Origin of the sequence: Pseudomonas sp. W22_MBD1_FP4, from assembly GCF_052113765.1 — a bacterium.
Lineage (GTDB): Bacteria > Pseudomonadota > Gammaproteobacteria > Pseudomonadales > Pseudomonadaceae > Aquipseudomonas > Aquipseudomonas sivasensis.
Window position 1 is genome coordinate 1 of the sequence record NZ_JBGQOI010000039.1, and the last position, 24,513, is coordinate 24,513.

Sequence of the window (24,513 nt, forward strand, 5' to 3'; positions counted from 1 at the left end):
GGTAATGAATATGTAGCTGACACACCGCCATCGGGAGCAAGCCCCCTCCCACAGTTTTAATCGGCGGAGAATTTGAAGACGGTGTTCTGGTTGTAAGTTTGTATTGGGTTCATCAATGCGTGATCTGCGGTTTGATCCTGCTACTGGCGGTGGTCATCGATCTCATGAAACAACGCTGATCCAAACCCTATGAAAGCCGAATGTGGGAGGGGGCTTGCTCCCGACAGCGGAGTGTCAGTTTGCACATTTGTCTCTGACACACCGCCATCGGGGGCAAGCCCCTCCCACCTATAGATCTCAACTGTATTGACGGGCGGTATTTGCCATAATGCCCGCGCTTTCATACTTATAGGCCCGATATGCAGGAAAACGCCCACACCCCCGTCAAAGACGCCGCCCCCACCGGCACCCAGACCCTGCTGCGTGGCCTGGGCGTGGTGCAGGCAGTGGCGGCCGGTGCGCGGGATCTGAAAGAGATCGCCAAGCGCATCGGCACCACCCGCAGCACCACCCACCGCCTGGCCAGTTGCCTGGTGGATGAGCGTTACCTGCGCGTGGTGCCGCAAGTCGGTTACCTGCTGGGTCCAAAGTTGATTGAACTGGGCTTCCAGGCACGGGAAGAGCTGCCATTGGTGACCCTGGCGGTGCCGTATCTGGACGAGTTGTCGGCGCTGACCGGTGACACCATCCACCTGGCGATTCGCGAATTTGACGACGTGCTGTACCTGCACAAGAACCCCGGCCGTAATGGCCCGGAAATGCGTTCACGGGTCGGCCATCGCATGCCGTTGGCGCGCACGGGCGTAGGCAAGGCAATGCTGCTGGATGACACGGTGCAAGAGTGGCAACGCTTGTACGAAACCAGCCTGCCGGCGGGAGGAAAAAACCTGCAGTGGCCGCAGCACCCGGAGCAATCCTGGGCACAGTTCGAGCAGCGTATGCATGAATATGTGGTGGGCGGTTATGCGTTCGATCTGGAAGACAACGAACCGTCGATCCGCTGCGTGGCGGCACCGGTGCGCGATGCGAGCCGGCGAATCGTCGCCGGTATCAGCATCGCCAGTACCGTGCCTTATATGCCGCTGGAGAAAATGGCCGAGCTGATCCCTGTCATCAAACAAGTCGCAGCGCGGCTGTCAGCGGAGTTGGGCGCGAAGGTCTGATCAGACCTTCAGGGTCGCCATGTCGATGACAAAGCGGTACTTCACATCACCGGCGATCATGCGGGCATAGGCCTCGTTGATCTGGCGGATGTCGAGCATTTCGATGTCGCAGGTGATGCCATGCTCGGCGCAGAAATCCAGGACTTCCTGGGTTTCGGCAATGCCACCGATCAGCGAACCGGCCAGTACTTTACGGCCCAGCACCAGCTTGGCTGCATTCACCGGCGGGTCCACTGGCTCGATCAAACCCACCAGGATGTGCACGCCGTCAAAGCGCAGCACGTCGAGGTAGGGGTTCAGGTCGTGCTGCACTGGGATAGTGTCCAGCAAGAAATCAAAGTGCCCTGCAGCAGCTTTCATCTGCTCGGCGTCGGTGGACACGATCACGTGGTCGGCGCCCTGGCGACGGCCTTCTTCAGCCTTGCTCGCGGAGCGGGTGAACAGCGTGACTTCCGCGCCCATGGCCTTGGCGAACTTGATGCCCATATGGCCCAGACCGCCCATGCCCAGGATCCCGACTTTATCGCCGGCCTTTACGCCGTAGTGCTTGAGCGGCGAGTAAGTGGTGATGCCGGCGCACAGGATCGGCGCGGCGCTGGCCAGGTCGAGCTTGGCCGGAATCTTCACCACAAAGTGCTCGCTGACCACGATGCTGTCGGAGTAGCCGCCCATGGTGTTGCTGCCATCCACACGATCCGGCGTGGCGTAGGTCATGGTCGGGCCTTCGAGGCAATATTGCTCCAAGTCCGATTTGCACGCTTCACAGTGACGGCACGAATCGACCATGCAGCCTACGCCGACGAGGTCGCCGACTTTATGCGCGGTAACGCTGGCGCCGACGGCAGTGACCTTGCCGACAATTTCGTGGCCGGGCATCAGCGGGTACACAGCGATGCCCCATTCGTTGCGCGCCTGGTGGATGTCGGAGTGGCAGACGCCGCAGTACATAATCTCGATCGCCACGTCATCGGCGCGCGGGCTGCGGCGTTCAAACGACATGGGGGCGAGGGGAGTGGTGGCCGACTGGGCGGCATAACCGATGGCGGTATACATGGTGAAACCTCGCAAAAAGCAGTGACAAGTGAGGCGGGCCATTCTCCCCATCGACCGTCGAGGCGACCATGGCGATTGCTCCGAGTCTCATGCCTATTCGTCCGGGAGTGCCCCTTGTTTGGATTTATGTGCCGCCAGACCTGCGATGATGCTCTCATCCCTTTTTCGCGAAGTTTTTTGCCATGTTGTTGACCCGCCATCTCGACGCCAACGCCACGTTGGTTTCCCTGATTGAGGGGCTCACGCCCTGTGACGGTTTTTCCCCTACCCATCTGCCCGGTGTGAAGGTGCTGCGCGCCAGTTGCGACGTGGCGCGCGGCCCGCAGATCTATGAGCCGAGCCTGATGTTCGTGGCCCAAGGCAGCAAACTCGCTTATCTGGGGCCGCGGACCCTGGAGTATGGCGCTGGGCATTACTTGATCCAGGCGATGCCCGTGCCGTTCGAGTGCGAAACATTCGCCATGGCGCCCGGAGCACCGCTGTTGGGTGTGTCGGTGGGTATCGACCGTGTGGTGTTGGGGGAGTTGGTGATGGCCATGGGCATGCAGGCTGGGCCGCCACCGACCCCGCAAACCCTGGAGTCGATGAGTTCGGTGGTGCTGGATGACGCCATGCGCGGTTGCGTCGAACGGTTGTTGCAGTGCCTGCACGATCCGCTGGAAAGCCGGATCATGGGTCCAGCGCGGGTGCGCGAATTGTTGTTCACCGCGCTGCGCGGGCCGCAGGCGGATGTGCTGCGTGCGTTGGTAGAGCAACAGGGGCAATTCTCGCGGATTGCCACGTCGTTGAGTCACCTGCATGCCCATTTCGCCGAGCCGCTCAATATCGAGACGTTAGCCGGGTATGCGCACATGAGTGCGTCGACCTTCCATGAGCACTTCAAGCGCTGCACCTTGCTGTCGCCGGTGCAGTACCTCAAGCGTCTGCGCCTGCTCAAGGCTCAGCAATTGCTGCTGGTGGAAGGCATGGGCGTGGCCCAGGCGGCGCACAACGTGGGTTACCAGAGCACGTCGCAGTTCAGTCGCGAATACAAGCGCTACTTCGAGCGCAACCCGGGGGAAGAGCGCGCGGCTTAGTAGTAACGTCGCGGGTCAGAATCGATCAGGCTGGCCAACTTGGTCAGGGCGAAGCGCAGCTCGTCCTGACTGGTGGGCGACATCAGTACCAGCCGTACACTGCGTGTCACCCCGGAACGTTCGGCCTGGAACTGAGTGCCACTGAGCACCAGCACCCCATTGGCCCGCGCCAGCATGGTGAATTCGTCGCTGGTCCAGGGCTCGGGCAGCGTCAGCCAGACATGGTAGGAGTACGGCTGGGTCTTGAGTTCGTAATTGGCGAAGATCTCCTGGGCAATCGCTTGGCGCCCGGCGGCTTCGTTGCGCTGGATACGGATCAGTTTTTTGTCCAGGCCTTCGGTGACGACATTGCTGGCCAGTTGCGCAGTCAGTGGCGACGGCATCCACACGCTGCTGCGGACCATCGACGTCAAGCGTGACAGTAGTTTTGGCGGGCTGTACAGGTAGCCGATGCGCAGCGCAGGCATCACCGACTTCGACAGGCTGGTCAGGTACACCGAACGGTCCGGGGCGAACGCCGACAGCGGTTTGATTGACGGGTCGGTGGCGAGAAAACCGTAGATGTCATCGTCGAGGATGATGAAGTCGAACTCTTCGGCCAGCGCCGCGATTTGCGCCCGACGCTTTTGCGACATGATCGCCGCCGTCGGGTTCTGGCAGGTTGCCACGCAGACCAGCATCGCCGGTTTTTCGCGCTGGCACAGTTCGCGCAGTGCCTCGGGGATGATGCCTTCGTCATCCATCGGCACACCCCGCAGACGGCGCTCCAGGCCGTGGGCCAGGGAAATGATGCCGGGGTAGCAAAGCGCTTCGCAGAGCACCAAGTCGCCGGCGTTGGTCAGGGCGCTCATGGCCACCATCAAGCCATGCTGGGCCCCGGCGGTGATGATCACTTGCTGCCACTGCGCATCGGGCAACGAATGCCGCAACCACTGTGCACCCGCCTCGCGATGAGCCGGGTGGCCGCCATCGGGTGCGTAGTCCAGGGCGCGCGCGAAATCGGTGCTCTTGGCCATGCTCACCAATGCATCGCGCAGCCAGTATTCCAGGGTTTCGCTGTAGGGCTTGATGATCGACAGATCGAGCAGTTCGGACTGCCCAAGATTCAAGGGTACGGACGCGCTGTTACTCGCCGGCAGTTCCAACTGCTTTTGATTGAGCACATACGTGCCGCGCCCCACTTCACCCTGCACCAGGCGACGCCGCTGGGCTTCGCTGTACGCGCGGCTGATGGTGCCCGGCGTGACATTCAGCGTCGTGGCCAGCTCCCGCAGGGTCGGCAGGCGATCGCCTTCGTTCAATACGCCGTTGCCGATATCGCGTGCCAACGCATCGGCAATCGACAAATACATCGGCTGGCCGAATTCGCTTAGCTGGGGAACCCACATGAATGATCACTGCCCATCGTAGAAATGATGAATATCCGAGCATATCACATGGAGGTTAGGCAACTAATAAATCGACACAATTGGCGAATTGATTCGATTGATCCCGTGATTGAATCGATATTGATCGCTAGGTTCAGATATTTTTTGGTTTTTTAATCGCCTTATAAATCAAATAATTAAATGCGTAATGGCGCGAAAATAGGCACGTATAGCAAAAAAACATCCCGTAACAACCTCGCCAGCTATTGAATCAACTCAATTCCTTCAAATACACTCATCTCGAATCGAAGCAATCGACTCAATCTTCCCCTGTTCACTGCCCGGCCCCGCCGCGCCAAGTCGAGACATCATGGACACACTCAGAAAGGATCTATCCCTGTCAGCCGTCATCGCGGGCTTTATTGCCGTGATCATTTCTTATGCCGGCCCTTTGATCATCGTGTTTCAGGCGGCCAAGGAAGCGCACCTGCCCAATGACGTGGTGTCTTCGTGGATCTGGGCGATTTCCATCGGCAGCGGCATCACTGGCCTGTTCCTCAGCTGGCGCCTACGGGTTCCGGTGATTACCGCGTGGTCCACACCTGGCGCGGCATTGCTCGTCTCGATGCTGCCGACGGTGACGCTGCCACAGGCCATCGGTGCCTATGTGGTCGCGTCGGTGATCATTGCCGTGGTGGGGTTGTCCGGCGCATTCGACAAGTTGATGAGTCGACTGCCCAAGGCCATCGCCGCTGCCATGCTTGCCGGCATTCTGTTCCGCTTCGGCGCCGAGCTGTTTACCTCGATCAAGCTGCAACCCGCGCTGGTATTGTCGATGATCGCGGCCTACCTGATCTTCAAACGCCTGTCGCCGCGCTACGCAATTCTTTCGGTGTTGATTATCGGCTGTGCAGTCGCCGCCTCGTTTGGAGAGTTGAACAGCACGGCAATCACCATCGCTGTGGCGCACCCGGTGTTTATCGCGCCGGAGTGGAGTTGGCACGCCATCATCAACATCGGCCTGCCGTTGGCGCTGGTGACACTGACCGGGCAGTACGTGCCGGGCATGGCAGTGTTGCGCACTTCGGGCTACAACACCCCGGCGCGCTCGATCATTTCGGTGACGGCGATCGGTTCGGTGCTGATGGCACCGTTCGGTTCCCACGGCTTCAACCTCGCCGCGATCACCGCTGCCATCTGCACCGGCCGCGAAGCCCACGAGGACCGCGACAAACGCTACATCGCCGGGATCGCCTGCGGGGTGTTCTACATCCTGATGGGCACCTTCGGCGCGACCCTGGCTTCGGTGTTTTCCGCCTTGCCTAAAGAGTTGATTGCGTCCCTCGCCGGGTTGGCCCTGTTCGGTGCGATCAGCGCCGGGCTGACCGGTGCCATGGCCGACGAGAAGCAACGGGAAGCCGCGTTGATCACCTTCCTGGTCACCGCCTCGGGCATGAGTTTCCTCGGCTTGGCCGCGGCGTTCTGGGGGTTGATCTTCGGTCTCGTCGCCCACTTCGTGCTGACCTACACCCGAGAAAGCAAGGCCATCGCGATGGCTGAGGGCAGCCGTCCATGACCGCACGTTACGATTTCATAGTGGTGGGCGGTGGCATCGCTGGCGTGTCGGCGGCGTATGAGCTGGCGGCCCACGGCAGCGTTTGCCTGCTGGAGCAGGAGCAGCAACTGGCCTATCACACCACTGGCCGTTCGGCGGCGATCTCCATGGAAAGCTACGGCAACCAGCAGATCCGCTCGCTGACCTGCGCTTCCCGAGGCTTTTTCGAGAACCCGCCCGAAGGCCTGGCCGAACACCCGCTGTGGTCGCCACGCGGTGCCTTGATCGTGGCGCAAGCGCAGCGGGTGGACAAACTGGCTGCGCGGTTCACCGCGGTGCTCGGGCAAGTGCCCACGGCAAAGTTCCTCGACGACAAACAGGTGCTCGAACTGGTGCCCTACCTGGCCGAAGGCGCCTGGAGCGCAGGCATCTATGAGCCCAGCGCGTTCGACCTGGATGTGCACGGCATTCATGGCGCCTACCTCGGCGGCCTGCGGGGGCGCGGCGGTGTGGTCAAGCGCGAAGCCGAAGTGGTGCGCGGCGAACACCGCAACGATCACTGGACCTTGCACACCGCTGACGGCCAACGGTTGGAGGCGGCGATCGTGGTCAACGCCGCCGGTGCCTGGGCTGATGAGTTTGCCCAGCGTTGCGGGGTGCCCAAGGTTGGTGTGCGGCCGCTGCGCCGCACGGTGCTGGCGGTGGATCCGCAGTGCGACGTGCACCACACGCCGTACCTGGGCACGGTGGACGAAGACATTTTCATCAAGCCGGAAGCCGGGCGCCTGATTGTCTCGCCCTGCGATGAAAACCCGTCGCTGCCCTGTGACGCGCTGCCTGACGAGCTGGACCTGGCGATCACCATGGACCGTCTGCAAAGCACTACGCGCCTGCGTCCACGCTCGATCATCAACAAGTGGGCAGGCCTGCGTACCTTTGTTGCCGACCGGTCCCCGGTGCTCGGCCAGGATCCGCAACACGAGAGCTTTATCTGGCTAGCCGCCCTCGGTGGCTACGGTATTCAAGCCGCGCCAGCCATTGCCCGGCTGTGCAGTCACGCGGCGTTGGGCATCGCCATGCCGACCGATCTGGCGGCGCTGCAACTCAACTACCAGCATTTCTCCCCGGCGCGTTGCCGCGACGAGGCGTTTTCCAGCCTGGCCGTCAAACAGGTTGCCGATTTGCACTAACCCTCCACCCACTTCACAAGGAACGTCACCATGCAGACCAACGCTCAACACCAGTCCGTCGCCAAGCCTTTCCTGGGCGAAGAAAACGTGATCTTCACCGACAAGGCGCCGTTGCCCCTGGGCACGTATTCCCAAGGGATAAAGGTCAGTCACGGGCAAACCATCTACCTGTCGGCACAGACTCCCGTCTCGGCGCTGAACAACGAGGTGCTGGCCAAGGACTTCGAAGGCCAGTTGCGTCAGACCCTGGACAATCTGCAGCAAATGGCCGAGGCCGCAGGCGGCACTTTGGCGAACGTGGTCAAGGTCACGGCGTTCATCACGGACTTGAGCGAGTTCCCGACCCTCAACCGGGTGATGGAGGAGTACTTCACCCAGCCATACCCGGCGCGCACCACTGCCGGGGCCAGCGCCCTGGCGCGCAATACCCTGGTCGCCATCGACGCCATCATGGTGGTCTGAAGCCCACTCTCTGCGTGCAGTGCCCGTCGGTCCGGGGCAGTGGACCGACGTCGGCAGCAAAAGCACCCGCACCGCGTATTTTCAGGGGGTTGGTCATGAAACATTCGTACAGCGAGTATGTGTTGCAGTGCCTGGTCTGCGATCGCAGCTACCAGCCGCATGAGGTCAGCTACTACTGCCCTCATTGCAAAACCGACGGTGCCCTCGATGCGCTTTACGATTATTCGACGCTCAAGCGCGAGTGGTCCAGGGATACCCTGGTCCATGATCACGCCCGAGGCATGTGGCGTTATGACCGGCTGATGCCATTGCGTTCGACGCAGTTCATCCCGCCGCTGCTGGTGGGGAACACGCCGCTGTATTCGCGCCCGGAACTGCTCGGTAGGGGCGCGCGGATCAAGGTCTATATCAAAGATGAATCGCGCCAGCCCACCGGCTCGCTGAAAGACCGCGCCAGCGCCCTGGCGGTGGCCCATGCCATGCAGTCCGGTGCACGCACCGTGGCGGTGGCCAGTACCGGCAACGCCGCCTCGGCCCTGGCCGGGATGAGTGCAAGCCTGGGCCTGCATAACGTGATTTACCTGCCCAAAAGTGCGCCCCGCGAGAAGCTCGCTCAGATGCAAGGCTATGGCGCCGAGATTGTACTGGTCGATGGCCAGTACGACGAAGCCTTCGAACAATGCCTCAACGCCTGTGAAACCCACGGTTGGTACAACCGCACCACCGGGATCAACTCGTACATGAGCGAAGGCAAGAAAACCGTGGCCTTCGAGATGTGCGAGCAACTCAATTGGCAGGTGCCGGACCTGGTGTTCGTGCCGGTCGGTAATGGCTGCATTCTGGGCTCGGTCTACAAGGGGTTCTTCGACCTGCTGCAAATGGGCTGGATCGAGCGTATTCCACGGCTAATCGGCGTCCAGGCCGAGCACAGCAACTTTATGTACCGGGCCTGGCGCAGTGACCGGCCGATGCAGCAGATTGAACGCATAGCCCCCACCAGCCTGGCCAGCAGCATCAATGTGGCCTTGCCGCGCGACCGTCTCAAAGCCATGCGCGCCGTGACGGCCAGCGGCGGCGAGTTCATTTGCGTCAGCGATCCGAGCATTGTCGCGGCGGCTTCCCGCCTGGCCGCCAGCACCGGTGTGTTTCCCGAGGCCGGCGCGGCGAGTGCCTTCGCCGGGCTGATCAAGTACGCCGAAGCACACCCCGACACCCCGCAGACCGCCGTGATCCTGATCACCGGCAGCGGTTTGAAAGACACCTCCATTTTTCTCTCCAACTCGACCAGGGGCCAGACACGGGTGCAATCCCAGCCCCTGGCCGACCTGCTGACCTAGGAATCCCACCATGAGCCTGCAAAATTTCGACCCCGCCATTGCCCGCCTGATCGACCGTGAACGCAATCGTCAGGAAACCCACCTGGAGCTGATCGCTTCAGAAAACTATGTGAGCGACGAAGTGCTCCAGGCCCAGGGCTCGGTGCTCACCAACAAGTACGCTGAAGGTTATCCGGGCAAGCGGTATTACGGTGGTTGCAAGGTCGTCGACGAGATCGAAAACCTGGCCATCGAACGCGCCCGCAAACTGTTCAATTGTGAATACGTCAACGTTCAGCCGCACTCCGGGTCGCAGGCCAATCAGGCGGTGTTTCTCGCGGTGCTGGAACCCGGCGATACCATTCTGGGGATGTCCCTGGCTCATGGTGGTCACCTGACCCATGGCGCATCGGTGAATTTCTCGGGCAAGTTCTACCAGGCGTTTTCCTACGGCCTGGACCCTGACACCGAGACCCTGGACTACGCCGAAATGGAAGCCCTGGCCCGGCAGCACAAACCGAAGATGATCATCGCCGGGGCATCCGCCTATTCGCGCACCCTGGACTTCCAGCGCTTTCGCAAGATCTGCGATGAGGTAGGCGCCTACTTGATGGTGGACATGGCGCATTACGCCGGTTTGATCGCGGCGGGCGTGTACCCGTCGCCGGTCGGCATTGCCGACTTCATCACCTCGACCACTCATAAAACCCTGCGTGGCCCGCGCGGCGGCTTGATCCTGGCCAAGGCGCAATACGCGGCGTTGCTCGATAAGACGATTTTTCCGGTCTACCAGGGCGGCCCGCTGATGCATGTCATCGCAGCCAAGGCTGTGGCGTTCAACGAGGCGCTTAGTGATGGGTTCAAGCATTACCAGCAACGGGTGATCGACAACGCCCGCACCATGGCCGACGTCCTCACTCGCCGTGGTTTGCGTGTGGTGTCGGGAGGCACCGATTGCCATATGTTCCTACTTGATCTGCGCGCGATGAACATCACTGGCAAGGATGCCGAAGCGTTGTTGGAGAGTGCGCACATCACCTTGAACAAGAATGCGATTCCCAACGACCCGCAAAAACCGGCGATCACCAGCGGCATTCGCATCGGCACGCCGGCGCTGACCACCCGGGGCTTTGGGGAGGCGGAGTGTGCTGAAGTGGCAAACCTGATCGCCGACCTGCTGGAGCAGCCGAACAACGCGACACTGCTGGAGAACACCCGGCGCCGGGTGATGCATCTGTGCGAGTGCTTTCCGGTTTATCTGCTGAGCTGACGCAAACAAAAAAGCCAACGCTTTTGGGCGTTGGCTTTTTGTGTTTCAGGCAATCGTCTTACATGTTCGGGTAAGTCGGTCCACCTGCGCCTTCCGGCGTGACCCACGTGATGTTCTGCGAAGGGTCCTTGATGTCACAGGTCTTGCAGTGCACGCAGTTCTGGGCGTTGATCTGGAAGCGCTTCTCGCCGTCTTCCTTGGTGATCACTTCATACACACCGGCCGGGCAGTAGCGCTGTGCCGGCTCATCGTAGAGCGGCAGGTTGGTGCCGATCGGGATGCTCGGGTCTTTCAACTTCAAGTGGCACGGCTGCTCTTCTTCATGGTTGGTACCAGAGATGAACACCGAACTCAGCTTATCGAAGCTCAGCTTGCCGTCTGGCTTGGGGTAGTCAATCTTGGTGCTGTCTTTGGCCAGCTTCAGGCAGGCGTAGTCCGGCTTGGTGTCGTGCAAGGTGAACGGCATCTTGCCGCCGAGGATGTTCTGGTCGAACCAGTTGAAGCCCGCACCGAGGATCGGGCCGAACTTGTGCATCGCCGGGCCGAAGTTGCGGGTGGCGAACAGTTCTTCGTAGAGCCAGCTGGCTTTGAAGCTGTCGACGTAATTGGTCAGTTCATCACCGCCTTCGGACTCTGCCAGCAGGCGCTCGGCCACGGCGTCGGCGGCGAGCATGCCGGACTTCATGGCGGTGTGGCTGCCTTTGATCTTGGCCACGTTCATGGTGCCCAGGTCGCAGCCGATCAAAGCGCCGCCCTTGAAGACCATTTTCGGCAACGAGTTGATGCCGCCCTTGGCCAGTGCGCGAGCGCCGTAGCTGATGCGCTTGCCGCCTTCCAGGTACTGTGCGAGCACCGGGTGATGCTTGAGGCGCTGGAACTCATCGAACGGCGACAGGAAAGCGTTGCTGTAGGACAGGTCGACGATCAGGCCCACGACCACCTGGTTGTTTTCCAGGTGATAAAGGAAGGAGCCGCCAGTGTTCTCGTTGCTCATGATGTCCAGCGGCCAACCGGCGGTGTGGACCACCAGGCCTGGCTGGTGCTTGGCCGGGTCGATTTCCCAGATTTCCTTGAGACCAATGCCGTAGTGCTGGGCGTCGGCGTCGCTGTCCAGGTTAAAGCGTTGGATCAACTGCTTGCCGATATGCCCACGGCAGCCTTCGGCGAACAACGTGTACTTGCCACGCAGTTCCATGCCTGGGGTGTACACGCCTTCTTTAGGATTGCCTTCGCGGTCGACGCCGAGGTCACCGGTGATGATCCCGCGCACCACGCCGTTCTCGTCGAACAGTGCTTCCTGGGCGGCGAAACCTGGGTAGACTTCCACGCCCAGATTCTCGGCCTGCTGGGCGAGCCAGCGGCACAGGTTGCCGAGGGAGATGATGTAGTTGCCTTCGTTGTGCATGGTCTTGGGCACGAAGAAGTCAGGCACTTTGGTGGAAGCTTCGGGGCTGCGCAGTACATAGATGTCATCGCGCACCACGGGTGTGTTGAGCGGGGCGCCGAGTTCTTTCCAGTCCGGGAACAGTTCGTTCAGGGCCCGTGGTTCAAACACGGCACCGGAGAGGATGTGTGCGCCGACTTCGGAGCCTTTCTCGACCACGCAGACGCTGATTTCCTTACCGGCTTCGGCGGCCTTCTGCTTCAGTCGGCAGGCGGCGGACAGGCCAGCCGGGCCAGCGCCGACGATGACCACGTCGAATTCCATGTATTCGCGTTCCACAGGCTATCTCCTACTCAAGGCTCAACAGGCTTTTTTTCTAATGGGTGGAGGTTCGGTGTCGTCTTGCGGCAACGGCAAGACCCACCTTTCTCTCTAGGTGGCGCATTATATATAGACCACTGTCAGCGTCCAATACAAACGTTTGTTTGAATTGCCCGCAGGCTAGGAAAATCAAAGCAACGCGGCTTATGACTGGCCATTTTGCCGTATTGACCAGAATAGGCGTTCCGGTCAATATACGGTCGGTTTTGCGCTTACCGTAGGCAGACAGCAGGTTTCAAGAGCACGTCCAAAAGCGAAACAGGTGACGCGCGCCTAAACACCGGCGCGCAGTTTACACGCCGCGATAAAGAATGACCTCTCAGTCACCACTGACGAACGGTCGTCATTTCCCGTGAGCAAGGTCATTTGCCCAGGTTTTTGGAGGTGCCCTTGTGTGCCGATGAGCATCAACCGCCAGGTTCGCCTAGGCGACTTTCTTTTCACCGGAGAGTAACGAGGAATCCATGAAGGTTCTTGTAGCTGTCAAACGCGTTGTCGATTACAACGTGAAAGTTCGCGTCAAGGCGGACAATTCCGGCGTCGATCTTGCTAACGTCAAGATGTCGATGAACCCTTTCTGTGAAATCGCTGTGGAAGAAGCCGTACGCCTGAAAGAGAAAGGCGTAGCGACTGAAATCGTCGTGGTTTCCATCGGTCCTACCACTGCTCAAGAGCAGCTGCGTACCGCCCTGGCACTGGGCGCTGACCGCGCTATCCTGGTCGAATCCGCTGAAGACCTGACCTCCCTGGCCGTTGCCAAGCTGCTCAAGGCTGTTGTCGACAAGGAACAGCCTCAGCTGGTGATCCTCGGCAAACAGGCCATCGACAGCGACAACAATCAGACTGGCCAGATGTTGGCTGCACTGACCGGTTACGGCCAGGGCACCTTCGCCTCGAAAGTCGAAGTAAGCGGCGACAGCGTTGCCGTGACCCGCGAAATCGACGGCGGCGCACAGACGGTTTCCCTGAAACTGCCGGCCATCGTCACCACCGACCTGCGTTTGAACGAGCCGCGCTACGCGTCCCTGCCAAACATCATGAAAGCCAAGAAGAAGCCTCTCGAAGTGCTGACTCCTGACGCTTTGGGCGTTTCCACCGCCTCCACCAACAAGACCGTCAAAGTTGAAGCGCCGGCTGCACGCAGCGCTGGCATCAAGGTCAAGTCGGTGGCTGAACTGGTCGAGAAACTGAAAAACGAAGCGAAGGTAATCTAACCATGACTATCTTGGTAATCGCAGAACACGACAACAAAGTGCTGGCCCCGGCCACGCTGAACACTGTTGCTGCTGCCGCCAAAATCGGTGGCGACATCCACGTGCTGGTAGCAGGCCAAGGCGCTGGCGCCGTGGCTGAAGCCGCAGCCAAAGTGGCTGGCGTGAGCAAAGTACTGCTGGCCGACAACGCCGCTTACGCTCACCAACTGCCGGAAAACGTCGCTCCACTGGTTGCAGAGCTGGGCGCTGGCTACAGCCATATCCTGGCTGCCGCTACCTCCAACGGCAAAAACATCCTGCCACGCGTTGCCGCGCAGTTGGACGTTGACCAGATCTCCGAGATCATCTCGGTTGAAAGCGCCGACACCTTCAAGCGCCCGATCTACGCCGGTAACGCCATTGCCACCGTGCAATCGACTGCTGCCGTCAAAGTCATCACCGTGCGTGCCACCGGTTTCGATCCGGTTGCTGCTGATGGTGGTTCGGCTGCCGTTGAAGCCGTCTCCGCTGCCCACGACGCTGGCACTTCCAGCTTTGTTGGCGAAGAGCTGGCCAAGTCGGACCGTCCTGAGCTGACCGCTGCCAAGATCGTCGTATCCGGCGGTCGTGGCATGCAGAACGGTGACAACTTCAAGCACCTGTACGCCCTGGCCGACAAGCTGGGCGCTGCGGTTGGCGCTTCCCGCGCCGCCGTCGACGCAGGTTTCGTACCCAACGACATGCAGGTCGGCCAGACCGGCAAGATCGTGGCGCCACAGCTGTACATTGCCGTCGGTATCTCCGGCGCGATCCAGCACTTGGCCGGTATGAAAGACTCCAAAGTGATCGTTGCGATCAACAAGGACGAAGAAGCACCGATCTTCCAGGTGGCTGATTACGGCCTGGTAGCGGACTTGTTCGAAGCCGTACCTGAGTTGGAGAAGCTGGTCTAATCCAGCCGCTTCACTTATAAAGAGCCCGGTCTTGCGACCGGGCTTTTTTTTGTCCGGCCTTTTTGAATATCGGAGAAACCGCCATGGAACTGCGTCCCTGGGCACTATTGCTGGGCCTGTCGCTGCTGCCGAGCCTGACCTTGGCCGCTGGCAAATGTGAGCGCCTGGTGATCACCGGCAGCCCTGACGCACCGCCCTTGTTATGGCGCGACCCCCAAGACCCCACGCACCTGATCGGCGCCACCGCCGACGTGCTCCAGCAAGTGGCAAAGGACCTAGGGTTGAAAATCGACCTGCTTTACGGCGGCAAGCGTTCCCAGGCCTTGGATGAGGTGCGCAGCGGCCGTATGGATATATTCGCCGATACGCCGCTAAACCTCGGCGAGCTGGAAAATCTTGATTACATCCACCCGGCGTTGGTGCAGACCGATTATCTCGTCTGGACGCGCAAAGACTCGGCACTGGTCTACACCACAGCTGCCGACCTGCACGGGCACAAGGGTGCAGTATCGGAGCGTTCCCGTTTTAGTGCCGGATTCGAAACCTTCGCCGGTGAGCAACTGACCTTACAGCGCCTGCCGACGTTGACTCCGGCATTCCAGAAACTGCTGCTGGGGGAGGTGGAGTACGTGCTGGCGGGACGTTATTCCGCAATGGCCATGGCTCAGACACTGGGCATGAGCAACGACTTGATCGCCCGCGATGTTCCGATCGATCAGCCGGGGCTGTACCTGGCGATTTCCCACAACTCGGCCTGCAATGATCCGTGGTTGCGCGGACAGCTCACCAAAAAGATGACAGAATTGCCCGGGTCTGGTGTGACGGAAGCCGCGCTGCAGCGCAATCTGGAGCGTTGGAAAGCGCAATTGCAACAACCCGTCGGCACCCCAACAAAGTAGGGATTTTCAGTGACTCTTCGACCTTTTTTCGCGGCCCTTGCCGTTGTCGCTCTGGCGGGATGTGCGGCCGATCCTGCGCCGAATGAACAAATTCGCCTCACCCAGCAAGCCCTGGAGCAGGCCAACGCGGTGGGCGCCAGCGCCGATGAATCCCCTGAACTGAAGCTGGCCGAAGACAAATTCGCCCAGGCCAAGGCCGAAATGGCCGACCAATCCTACAAAGACGCGCGCATGCAGGCCGAACAGGCCGAGTTGGACGCGCGTCTGGCCGAAGCCCAGGTGCTGACTCGCAAGAGCCAGGAACAACTGAACGTGCTTAACACCCGCATCACGCGCCTGCGCAAGCAATTGCAGTTAGGGGAAGCCCAATGAGTCGGATGATCCGTGGAGTGGGTTTTACCGTGCTGCTGGGCAGTGCGGTGCTGGGCGGTTGCGCCAGTCACCCGAATGGCGAGCAAGCCTTGCAACAGGCCGGCAGCGACTTCCAGAAGGTCAAGGAAGACGCCAACGTGCTGCGCATCGCGCCTAAAGACGTGATTCGCGCCGGTGAATCCCTGGCGCGGGCTGACCGCTTGTCCAGCTACTGGGGCAGCGGCGCCGACGTGGTGCATTACGCTTACCTGAGCCAGCGCTACAGTGCCATCGCCCGTGAACACACCGAACAGGCACTCAACGAGGAACGTGCCGCCAAGCTCGAACTGGAACGCCAGCGCCTGCAACTGGCCCTGCGTGAAAGCAAGCTGATCAGCGTGCAGCAACAGGGCAAATGGCTGGAAGAACAGATAGCCAGCCTGACCACCACCCAGACCGATCGTGGCCTGGTGATGACCTTGGGCGATGTGCTGTTCGATACCGGCGAAGCGGAGTTGAAGAACTCGGCCAACCGCACCGTGCTGAAAATCGTGCAGTTCCTGCAATTGAACCCCAAGCGCGTAGTGCGCATTGAGGGTTACGCCGACAACACCGGCGGCCAGCAGGAAAACCTCAAACTGTCCCGTGACCGCGCGCAATCGGTGGCCGATGTGTTGGTGGATCTGGGAATCGATGAAAAGCGTATCCAGGTCGAAGGCTATGGTGACCAATACCCGGTGGAAGCCAACGCCTCCGAACGAGGTCGCGCGCAGAACCGTCGGGTCGAGATTGTGTTTTCCGACGAGAAAGGCCAACTGGGCGCCGCTCGCTAAAGGCTTGCCCCGATCAAAACTGTGGGAGGGGACTTGCCCCGATGACGGAATATCAGTCACCGAAAAAGCTGACTGAACCACCGCTATCGGGAGCCAGACCCTCCCACAGTTGTTTCGTATACACCTGAAAATTCTATCCGCCACCCTTACAGTTTTTACTGTCACTCCCGCGCGCGCTCGACTATTGTGGCAACTGTCCCCGTACACTTTCAAACTGTGCCGGTATGTTTCACACAAAAATAAAATACCCGTGAAATCGAGTGCTGCGTCATGACCAATCTGTTGCTTTACCAACGTATCGCCCAGCAACTGGCTGAGGACATCCGACGCGGTGTCTATCAACCGGGTGAGCGCGTGCCCTCGGTGCGCAAGATGAGCTCCCAGCTCAATGTGAGCCACGCCACGGTATTGCAGGCTTACGCCAACCTGGAAGACCAGGGGCTGATCCGGGCGCGGCCGCAGTCCGGCTACTACGTGCACCAGACGCCAGCGCTCACGGCGCCGACACCGGACATCGCACGGGTCGAGCGCCCGGGGTTGGTTACGCGCAGCAGCATCATTCAGCAGGTTTTGGGCGAATCGCGCCGCGAAGGCGTGTTCCCGCTGGGCGCCGCCGTGCCGAGTGTCGACTACCTGCCGGTGCGGGCGCTGCACCAGCAGTTGGCCAAGGTCACGCGGTTCCAGAGCCCGCGCGCGTTCAGTTATATGTTCAGCCCAGGTTTCGAGCCGCTGCGCCGCCAAGTGGCGATCCGCATGCGCGATGCGGGCGTTGTGGTTGACCCGTCCGAAGTAGTCATCACCCACGGTTGTGTCGATGCATTGCAGATGTCTTTGCGCGTGCTGACGCGCCCCGGCGACTTGATCGCGGCTGAATCACCGACGTATTACGGCTTGCTGCAACTGGCCGACTTGCTGGGCCTTAAAGTCATTGAGATCCCCAGTGATCCGTCCACCGGCATGAGCCTGGAGGCCTTGCAACTGGCAGCCAACCAATGGTCGATCAAGGCCCTGGTGCTGACCACGCGCCTGAGCAACCCCTTGGGCGGCACCATGCCCGAGGAGCGGCAGAAACAGTTGCTGCGCCTGGCCTCGGATTTCGATATCCAGATTGTCGAGGACGATATCTACGGCGAGTTGATGTTCGAAATCGGTCGCACCAAGGCCCTCAAGGCCTACGACCGCCTGGACCGGGTGATCTATTGCTCAAGCTTCTCCAAGACGTTGTCGCCGGGTGTGCGTATCGGCTGGATGATCGCCGGTAAGTACCAGCAGGAAATTCAGCGTCTGCAGATGTTCAGTACCCATTCGGCATGCAGTGTCACCCAGATGGGCGTGGCGGCGTACTTGGAGAACGGCGGCTACGACCGGCATCTGCGCTACATCCGCCAGGAATACCGCAAGAATCTCAGCGCCTTCCAACTGGCAGTGCAGCAGTATTTTCCCGAAGGCACCCAGATGACCCGTCCGACCGGTGGTTTTATCCTGTGGGTCAGTTTGCCCGGACGCGTCAATACCCAGGAACTGCACGTGCGCGCCCTGCAACAGGGCATCAGCATCGCGCCGGGGTTGATCTTCAGTAACACCGAGCAGTTCAACCACTGTATTCGCCTTAACTGCGGCACCCCGTGGAACCGCGAGGCAGAGCGGGCGCTGATGACGTTGGGGATGCTGGCCAGCCAGTTGTGTCAGGAAACCGCGGCAGGATTTTGAGGCGCTGAAAGGGGACAACTCCGATAGCTGGCTAATCACCGCCCTTGTCATGGCGCGCACAACAAGCGAGCATATGGCCCTCTGCCGTTAATGCTGTAGGCGATATGACCTCGATTGTTCGTGCTGTTTTGGTGATTGGCCTGTTAAGCCTGTGCAACGTCAGCACAGTGCTGGCGGCGGCACCTGTGACTGAAAACAAGCCTGCTGCCACTACCGAGCAGAACGCTCCGGCAAAGAAACCAAGCCCCGCCAAGCAAGCCTCCGTTACGAAGAAACAAGCCGCCACGGCGAAAAAGCGTGCAGCGAAGGCGAAAAAGTCCAAGTCAGCCCAGGAAGTGGCACAGACCAAGCTGCCACCGGCACAGTTGGATCTGTCGCTGCCGTCGGACATGGTCAGGCACCTGCAGCCCCTCGGCACCATGCCCAAGCCCCAGAGCGTGCCGTTGCTGCCGCCGATGTTTGGCGAAAAGCCCACCGACAACAGTGCCTTCCAGATCAATGGCCGTCTGCTCAGCAATGAGATGAAGCTACAACTGCGGAACGAAGAGCGCCGTGACGTGGAAGGTGCAGCGCTGGAATTCGAGTTCAAGCAATAAACGTTTCCCATCGACGTGACGCAGGCCAATGACCATCTGTCGCAGACTGGTCAGTCATGTTTTTTTTATGCGAAAAACCCCTGTTAGACCATTTTAAAACGGCTGTTTAAGGGCGTACTCTAGCCCGGCCATCCCTATTGAGTCGTCGAGGACCTGCTGGTCATGAATTGCCGTGAAGGCTGTGGCGCTTGCTGCATCGCTCCCTCCATCAGTTCGCCATTACCCGGAATGCCCCATGGCAAACCGGCGGGCGAACGCTGCCTGCACCTGTCGGTCGAACAGCTGTGCCAACTGTTCGGCCAACCGGAACGCCCGGCGGTGTGCAGTGATTTCAAGGCGGATATCGATGTCTGCGGCACCGACCAAGCCGACGCGATCCGGTTGATCGGCTGGTGGGAGCAGATGACGGCGGCTTGATGGGCTTTACTATCGGAACTTCAACAATAAGGAATACAACAATGGGTTCGCTGAAACGAATGGCTGTGCTGTGCGGGTTTACGGTGTTGTTCGCTGCCACTGCCCAGGCTGAGGATTGGCAAGTCGCCAAGGATGAGGACGGTATCAAGATTTCCCTGAGCGAAATCGCCGGCTCCAAGTACAAGGCGTATCGCGGTGTGACCGTGATCAAGGCCCCCGTGGCCAAGATCCAAGCCCTGCAGGAAGATGTGGCAGGCGCCTGCTCATGGATTCATGAGTGTAAATCCCAGAAGTTGGTGGACAGGAAAGGCGATGAGGCCTGGACCTACACCCAGTTCAAGGCGCCGTTCCCGGTGACCGATCGCGATTCGTATATCCATGTCACCACCACCAAGGACGCCGATGGCAGCGTGACCCGCAAGTTGCAGGGCGTGCCTACCTACAAGCCTGAAGAGAAAGGTTACGTGCGCGTTGCGCAGGTTGAGGGTTTCTGGAAGCTGGTGCCTAAAGGCGCCAATGAAACCGAAGTCACTTATCAGGTTCACACCGAGCCAGGCGGCAGCGTGCCTTCGTGGTTGGCGAACAAGTTTGTGGTGGACGCGCCGTTCAACACTTTGAAAGCCTTGAAAGAACACGCTGAAAAATAAGTGCAGTTGATCAGGTGTCTCCGGACTTGAGCGGAACGTTTTCCGGGCCCTCAAGGTCCAGATAGTTGTAAGCCCAAACACGGGTTTTATCGAGGAGGCACCGATGCAAAAGTGGCAGATTACCTTCGTTGATGATCACGGCGTCCAGTCCGTGGAGCAGTTCACCTGCGACCAAAAGCCCAGCCTCGAAGATGCGGCACACATGATTCGCAACAAGTTGGTCCCTGTCGCAGCCGAACTCGACCTCAATGACCTGGAGGGCCGCAAGCCCGAGCCTACGGTCAAGATCCTGAAAGACCAGAACAGTATCCAGATCCTCGATATCTCGCCCGCCGTCTGAACATTCCCGCTATGCCATTCATGCGCCTCTGGTGGAGGTGATAGCTTCGCGCTACTCTGCAAGTGAGATCAGCGAATGAATCGCTAAGGTCTGGTCTTGTCAGCTACATGCTTGTTTTCCTGCGGTGATGTTATTGCCGTGGTGCCCGCGCCAGCAGCGCGCGGGGCTTTGGGAAGCACGGAAAGTCTATCCATCAGTTTGAGGAGGACGTTTCATGAGCACAGCCTATCAAGAAGACATCAGCACCAACGTTCTGCGCCGCATGAAAGAGGGCGGCTTTGACTTTTCACGCTTCCACCCCATCGAGTTCTACGCCATTTTCCCGGATGAGGAACGGGCGCGAAGGGCTGCGGGTGAGTTTCGTGGAGAATCACTGAATGCCCAGGTCAGCGCGCGCGACGATGGCGCCTGGTACCTGGAACTGAGCAAAATCATGTTCGCCACCTACGACGGCATAGGAGACTTCGAGCAGGACTTTGAGGCGGTGGTCGAGCCGCTGGGTGGGATCATCGAAGGATGGGGCGTCAAGCAGGAGGTGCGTGGGTTACCCATGTAGCGCAATTGTATGAGTAACGCAGCGTATCGGCTGACCTTAGGGTCGGCCGATTTTGTATGGGTTGCGAGAAAATTCCTGGAACTTGCGCTGCCTTTTCGTGCACCAAAAAAAAAGCCATCCTAAAAGGATGGCTGAAAGGGAAGACCTTAGGAGTCAGTCAGTACACGAGCTGTCACGGTACCGAGTGTGCAAGGGGTAAAGCTGTAGGAAAGATCCTGTTCAGCTGATGGAGGCGATTATCCGCACCCTTCGTCGGGCAGTGAAATCAACTCTGGCTATGCTGTTGATAGTCAAAGCCTGCATTGCGATGAAGCGTGCAGCAATACGACGGGCGTTCTGCGCACCAGGACGGTGCGATCAGCGCTTCGCTTTTATTTAACTCACTGATTTTTAAGTGTTTATGCCGCTGGCACGGGCCTTGCGATGGTTCTTGCGTCCGGGTGACAAGGAGTACGGCATGATCCGCACTTATTACGACGAAATGTACGATGGAGCGGGGCAGGTCCGCCCCCATTACCGCGAGTTCGCCCGCTGGTTAGCCGAGACCCCTGCAGAACTGCTGGCCCAGCGCCGGCGTGAAGCCGATTTGCTGTTTCATCGCGCCGGGATCACCTTCACGCTTTATGGCGACGAGCAGGGCACCGAACGCCTCATTCCTTTCGACACCATCCCCCGCAGTATCCCCGCCAGTGAGTGGCGAATTGTGGAGCGCGGCTGTATCCAAAGGGTCAAGGCGCTGAACATCTTCCTTGCCGACCTGTACCACGAGCAACGCATCATCAAGGCTGGGATCATCCCCGCCGAACAGGTGCTGGCTAACGAGCAATACCAGTTGGCGATGCAGGGTCTGGACCTGCATCGCGACCTGTATTCCCACGTCTCCGGGGTCGACCTCGTACGCGATGGCGACGGCACTTACTACGTGCTTGAAGACAACCTGCGCACACCGAGCGGCGTGAGCTACATGCTCGAAGACCGCAAGATGATGATGCGCCTGTTCCCCGAACTGTTCGCCGCCCAGCGCATCGCGCCCATCGACCACTATCCCAACCTGTTGCTCGACACCCTTAAAAGCTCCAGTCCTTTGGATAACCCCAGCGTGGTGGTGCTGACGCCGGGGCGCTTTAACAGCGCGTTCTTTGAACATGCGTTCCTTGCCCGGGAAATGGGTGTGGAACTGGTGGAAGGCGCCGATCTGTTCGTACGTGATGACCGCGTCTTCATGCGTACCACTGACGGACCTAAGGCGGTGGACGTGATCTACCGCCGTCTCGATGACGCGTTCCTCGACCCGCTGGCCTTCAACCCGGATTCCATGCTCGGTGTGCCGGGCCTACTGGCGGCCTATCGCTCCGGCAACGTGGTGCTGGCCAACGCCATCGGCACCGGGGTGGCGGATGACAAGTCGGTGTACCCCTTCGTTACCGAGATGATCCGTTTCTATCTGGATGAAGAACCGATCCTAAAGAACGTTCCTACCTTTCAATGCCGTAAGCCTGACGAATTGTCCCACGTACTGGCCAACCTGCCGGACCTGGTGGTCAAGGAAACCCAAGGCTCCGGCGGCTACGGGATGTTGGTGGGGCCGGCGTCCACGGCGGCTGAAATCGAAGCGTTCCGGGCGCGAATCAAAGCCAAGCCTCATGCCTATATCGCACAGCCGACCCTGTGTTTATCCACCTGCCCGACCTTTGTCGAAAACGGTATCGCCCCGCGCCACATCGACCTGCGCCCGTTTGTGCTGTCCGGCAAGGAAACCCGTGTGGTGCCGGGCGGCTTGACCCGCGTGGCGCTGCGCGAAGGTTCGCTGGTGGTCAACTCGTCCCAGGGCGGCGGCACCAAAGACACCTGGGTGGTTGAGGACTGAATGCCATGTTGAGTAGAACTGCCTCGGATTTGTATTGGATGTCGCGCTATCTGGAGCGTGCGGAAAACCTCGCGCGCATGCTCGATGTCAGTTATTCGCTGTCGCTGATGCCCCAGGATGGGCGCGGCGATGGCCTGCATGAATTAGCCATGCCGCTGCTGATCACCGGCACCCTGGATGATTACCGCGAGCGCCACGGTGAATTGCATGCCGAACGCCTGCTGCACTTCTTTGCCCTGGACGCGGCCAACCCGGCGAGCATCTACAGTTGCCTCGGCTCGGCGCGGGCCAGTGCCCATGCGGTGCGTGGGCGAATTACCGCCGACATGTGGGAAAACATCAACGCCACTTGGTTGGATATTCGCGATATCGCTCAGCAAGGTCTCAGCCGCTACGGTATGAGTCGCTTCTGTGAGTGGGTTAAGGAGCGCTCCCATCTGTTTCGAGGGGCGACCTACGGCACCATCATGCGCAACGATGCATTCCGTTTCATTCGTTTGGGCACCTTTATCGAACGCGCTGACAACACCCTGCGTTTGCTTGATGCGCGCTATGAAATGGCCGGCGACCGTGCTGAAGCCGTCACCGATGGCACGGCCCACGCCTACTATCAATGGAGTGCCTTGCTGCGGGCGTTGTCGTCGTTCGAGGCCTACACCGAGATCTATCGCGACGCCCCTGGCGCCCGGCAAGTCGCCGAATTATTGCTGTTACGCGCCGATGTGCCGCGCTCGCTGCGTGCCTGCAGTGAAGAAATCGACCAGATCCTTGCCAGCCTGCCCGGCCTCAACGGTCGACCGGCCCAGCGCTTGGCCGCCGAAATGGACGCGCGCCTGCGCTTTACCGCGATCGATGAAATCCTTGAGGAAGGCCTGCACGCCTGGCTGACCGACTTTATCCCCCTGGTCCGCCAATTGGGCGACGCCATCTACAGTTCCTACCTGGAGGCGGCATGAGACTCTCCATCAGCCACGAAACCACCTACCACTACGAGGACCAGGTTCGCGCCAGCATCCAATACCTGCGCCTGACGCCCCATGACAGCGAGCGTCAGCACGTGCTCAGTTGGCAACTGGACCTGCCGCGCCCGGTGCGCGCCCAAGTGGACCCTTTCGGCAATATCCTGCACGTGTTGACTCTGGACGAACCCCATGACGCCATCATCATCGGCGCCCGTGGCCAAGTGGATATCGACGAATTACGCGAAGCCGAGCATGAGAGCCAGTCGGCGTTTCCGTTCCTGCGTTGCACGCGCCTGACTGAACCGGATGACGCCTTGCGTGGCTTCGCTGCACAGCATTGTCATCAGCGTCGTGATCGCACCGCGCTGATCGACCTGATGCACGCGCTCAACCAAGCGATGGTCTACACGCCAGGCGCTACTGAGGTCGACACCTGCGCCGCCGAGGCCTTCGCTGGGGCTGCGGGCGTGTGCCAGGACCACACCCACGCGTTCCTGGCCTGCGCGCGCAGCCTGGGCATTCCTGCGCGGTATGTGTCGGGGTATTTGTACACCGAAGACAGTACGCATCTGGCCAGCCACGCCTGGGCCGAAGCCTGGTTGGATGACGCCTGGTACAGTTTTGACGTGACCAACCAATTGGCGCGCCCGGAGCGGCATCTCAAGCTGGCTGTGGGCCTGGATTACCTGGATGCCTGCCCCGTACGCGGCATGCGTCGTGGCGGCGGGCATGAGCAAATGCACGCGAAGGTGTTTGTGGCGCCGACGCCGGTGGTTTCTGTGCAGCAGCAATAAATGATGAGTGGGTCGTGGCTTGTTGGGGGGAGAGAGCTTTCTGTGGTGAGCGGGCTTGCCCCGCGCTGGGCTGCGAAGCAGCCCCAAAACCATCCGCCACGTAATGCCTGCCCGACAAAATTCTGCTGTATTGGGGGGGGGGGGGGGGGAAGGGGGGGGGTTGCCCCCCTCCCCCTCC

At 60.0% G+C, this 24,513-nt stretch carries 24 protein-coding genes; 21 read left to right on the plus strand and 3 right to left on the minus strand.

The genetic code is table 11. The features are described 5' to 3' along the window. Positions 1 to 359: 359 nt before the first annotated feature. Positions 360 to 1,163 (plus strand): IclR family transcriptional regulator, encoded by an 804-nt coding sequence (locus tag ACEN2T_RS29015; RefSeq protein ID WP_032887414.1) that lies wholly within the window; start codon positions 360 to 362, stop codon positions 1,161 to 1,163. On the opposite strand, the gene ACEN2T_RS29020 is transcribed toward ACEN2T_RS29015, so the two are convergent. Then, positions 1,164 to 2,216, minus strand: a complete 1,053-nt coding sequence (locus tag ACEN2T_RS29020) for an NAD(P)-dependent alcohol dehydrogenase (protein ID WP_032887416.1) — start codon at positions 2,214 to 2,216, stop codon at positions 1,164 to 1,166. It lies immediately after the preceding gene. A 182-nt stretch (positions 2,217 to 2,398) separates the two neighbouring features. Between ACEN2T_RS29020 and ACEN2T_RS29025 the strand changes: the two genes are divergently transcribed. Beyond that, positions 2,399 to 3,292 (plus strand): AraC family transcriptional regulator, encoded by an 894-nt coding sequence (locus tag ACEN2T_RS29025; protein ID WP_032887418.1) that lies wholly within the window; start codon positions 2,399 to 2,401, stop codon positions 3,290 to 3,292. Here the strand turns inward: ACEN2T_RS29025 and ACEN2T_RS29030 are convergent. Further along, entirely contained in the window at positions 3,289 to 4,680 is a 1,392-nt protein-coding gene (locus tag ACEN2T_RS29030) for an aminotransferase-like domain-containing protein (RefSeq protein ID WP_095185323.1), read from the minus strand. The two genes, ACEN2T_RS29025 and ACEN2T_RS29030, sit on opposite strands and share 4 nt — an antisense overlap. Positions 4,681 to 5,029: 349 nt before the next feature. Between ACEN2T_RS29030 and ACEN2T_RS29035 the strand changes: the two genes are divergently transcribed. From ACEN2T_RS29035 to glyA, 5 genes are all read left to right on the plus strand, one after another. After that, a complete protein-coding gene (locus ACEN2T_RS29035; protein ID WP_032887422.1) occupies positions 5,030 to 6,235 on the plus strand; it encodes a benzoate/H(+) symporter BenE family transporter in 1,206 nt (401 codons plus the stop codon). Continuing rightward, positions 6,232 to 7,404, plus strand: a complete 1,173-nt coding sequence (locus tag ACEN2T_RS29040) for an NAD(P)/FAD-dependent oxidoreductase (protein ID WP_095185324.1) — start codon at positions 6,232 to 6,234, stop codon at positions 7,402 to 7,404. Before ACEN2T_RS29035 ends, ACEN2T_RS29040 begins: the two co-directional genes overlap by 4 nt. A gap of 30 nt (positions 7,405 to 7,434) precedes the next feature. Next, on the plus strand, positions 7,435 to 7,866 hold the full coding sequence (locus tag ACEN2T_RS29045) for a Rid family detoxifying hydrolase (RefSeq protein WP_050442841.1): 432 nt from the start codon (positions 7,435 to 7,437) through the stop codon (positions 7,864 to 7,866). A 95-nt stretch (positions 7,867 to 7,961) separates the two neighbouring features. Next, the gene (gene thrC, locus ACEN2T_RS29050) at positions 7,962 to 9,203 is read left to right on the plus strand and encodes a threonine synthase (RefSeq protein WP_442117934.1); all 1,242 of its coding nucleotides are present in this window, start codon (positions 7,962 to 7,964) and stop codon (positions 9,201 to 9,203) included. Between the two features lie 10 nt (positions 9,204 to 9,213). Then, positions 9,214 to 10,452, plus strand: coding sequence for a serine hydroxymethyltransferase (glyA, locus tag ACEN2T_RS29055; RefSeq protein WP_032887426.1), 1,239 nt, complete (start codon positions 9,214 to 9,216; stop codon positions 10,450 to 10,452). Positions 10,453 to 10,510: 58 nt separating this feature from the next. Here glyA and ACEN2T_RS29060 read toward each other — a convergent pair whose 3' ends face one another. Further along, positions 10,511 to 12,175 carry an electron transfer flavoprotein-ubiquinone oxidoreductase gene (locus ACEN2T_RS29060; RefSeq protein WP_032887428.1) on the minus strand — a complete coding sequence of 555 codons (1,665 nt, stop codon included), beginning with the start codon at positions 12,173 to 12,175 and terminating at the stop codon, positions 10,511 to 10,513. Positions 12,176 to 12,681: 506 nt separating this feature from the next. Between ACEN2T_RS29060 and ACEN2T_RS29065 the strand changes: the two genes are divergently transcribed. The 14 genes from ACEN2T_RS29065 to ACEN2T_RS29130 all read left to right on the plus strand — a co-directional run bounded on the left by ACEN2T_RS29065 (position 12,682) and on the right by ACEN2T_RS29130 (position 24,335). Beyond that, entirely contained in the window at positions 12,682 to 13,431 is a 750-nt protein-coding gene (locus ACEN2T_RS29065; protein ID WP_032887429.1) for an electron transfer flavoprotein subunit beta/FixA family protein, read from the plus strand. Positions 13,432 to 13,433: 2 nt separating this feature from the next. Continuing rightward, entirely contained in the window at positions 13,434 to 14,363 is a 930-nt protein-coding gene (locus tag ACEN2T_RS29070; protein ID WP_099602920.1) for an electron transfer flavoprotein subunit alpha/FixB family protein, read from the plus strand. Between the two features lie 83 nt (positions 14,364 to 14,446). Continuing rightward, the gene (locus ACEN2T_RS29075; protein WP_032887431.1) at positions 14,447 to 15,262 is read left to right on the plus strand and encodes a substrate-binding periplasmic protein; all 816 of its coding nucleotides are present in this window, start codon (positions 14,447 to 14,449) and stop codon (positions 15,260 to 15,262) included. A 9-nt stretch (positions 15,263 to 15,271) separates the two neighbouring features. Continuing rightward, positions 15,272 to 15,634, plus strand: a complete 363-nt coding sequence (locus tag ACEN2T_RS29080; RefSeq protein ID WP_095185327.1) for a DUF4398 domain-containing protein — start codon at positions 15,272 to 15,274, stop codon at positions 15,632 to 15,634. Further along, positions 15,631 to 16,446 carry an OmpA family protein gene (locus ACEN2T_RS29085; RefSeq protein ID WP_032887435.1) on the plus strand — a complete coding sequence of 272 codons (816 nt, stop codon included), beginning with the start codon at positions 15,631 to 15,633 and terminating at the stop codon, positions 16,444 to 16,446. Before ACEN2T_RS29080 ends, ACEN2T_RS29085 begins: the two co-directional genes overlap by 4 nt. Before the next feature lie 270 nt (positions 16,447 to 16,716). Beyond that, positions 16,717 to 18,156, plus strand: coding sequence for an aminotransferase-like domain-containing protein (locus ACEN2T_RS29090; protein ID WP_032887437.1), 1,440 nt, complete (start codon positions 16,717 to 16,719; stop codon positions 18,154 to 18,156). A gap of 104 nt (positions 18,157 to 18,260) precedes the next feature. Beyond that, the gene (locus ACEN2T_RS29095; protein ID WP_099602921.1) at positions 18,261 to 18,752 is read left to right on the plus strand and encodes a translation initiation factor 2; all 492 of its coding nucleotides are present in this window, start codon (positions 18,261 to 18,263) and stop codon (positions 18,750 to 18,752) included. Between the two features lie 162 nt (positions 18,753 to 18,914). Then, the gene (locus ACEN2T_RS29100; RefSeq protein WP_032887441.1) at positions 18,915 to 19,169 is read left to right on the plus strand and encodes a YkgJ family cysteine cluster protein; all 255 of its coding nucleotides are present in this window, start codon (positions 18,915 to 18,917) and stop codon (positions 19,167 to 19,169) included. Positions 19,170 to 19,210: 41 nt separating this feature from the next. After that, complete coding sequence (locus tag ACEN2T_RS29105; RefSeq protein WP_099602922.1) at positions 19,211 to 19,816, plus strand: START domain-containing protein; 606 nt, start codon at positions 19,211 to 19,213, stop codon at positions 19,814 to 19,816. A gap of 103 nt (positions 19,817 to 19,919) precedes the next feature. Continuing rightward, positions 19,920 to 20,156 (plus strand): hypothetical protein, encoded by a 237-nt coding sequence (locus ACEN2T_RS29110; protein ID WP_032887444.1) that lies wholly within the window; start codon positions 19,920 to 19,922, stop codon positions 20,154 to 20,156. Positions 20,157 to 20,370: 214 nt separating this feature from the next. Next, positions 20,371 to 20,712, plus strand: a complete 342-nt coding sequence (locus tag ACEN2T_RS29115; RefSeq protein WP_015885395.1) for a ribonuclease E inhibitor RraB — start codon at positions 20,371 to 20,373, stop codon at positions 20,710 to 20,712. 457 nt (positions 20,713 to 21,169) lie between these two features. Further along, the gene (locus ACEN2T_RS29120; RefSeq protein ID WP_442117935.1) at positions 21,170 to 22,579 is read left to right on the plus strand and encodes a circularly permuted type 2 ATP-grasp protein; all 1,410 of its coding nucleotides are present in this window, start codon (positions 21,170 to 21,172) and stop codon (positions 22,577 to 22,579) included. A 5-nt stretch (positions 22,580 to 22,584) separates the two neighbouring features. Beyond that, a complete protein-coding gene (locus tag ACEN2T_RS29125) occupies positions 22,585 to 23,535 on the plus strand; it encodes an alpha-E domain-containing protein (RefSeq protein ID WP_032887448.1) in 951 nt (316 codons plus the stop codon). Then, positions 23,532 to 24,335, plus strand: a complete 804-nt coding sequence (locus ACEN2T_RS29130; RefSeq protein ID WP_095185329.1) for a transglutaminase family protein — start codon at positions 23,532 to 23,534, stop codon at positions 24,333 to 24,335. The genes ACEN2T_RS29125 and ACEN2T_RS29130 overlap by 4 nt, the downstream gene beginning before the upstream one ends. Positions 24,336 to 24,513 lie beyond the last annotated feature (178 nt).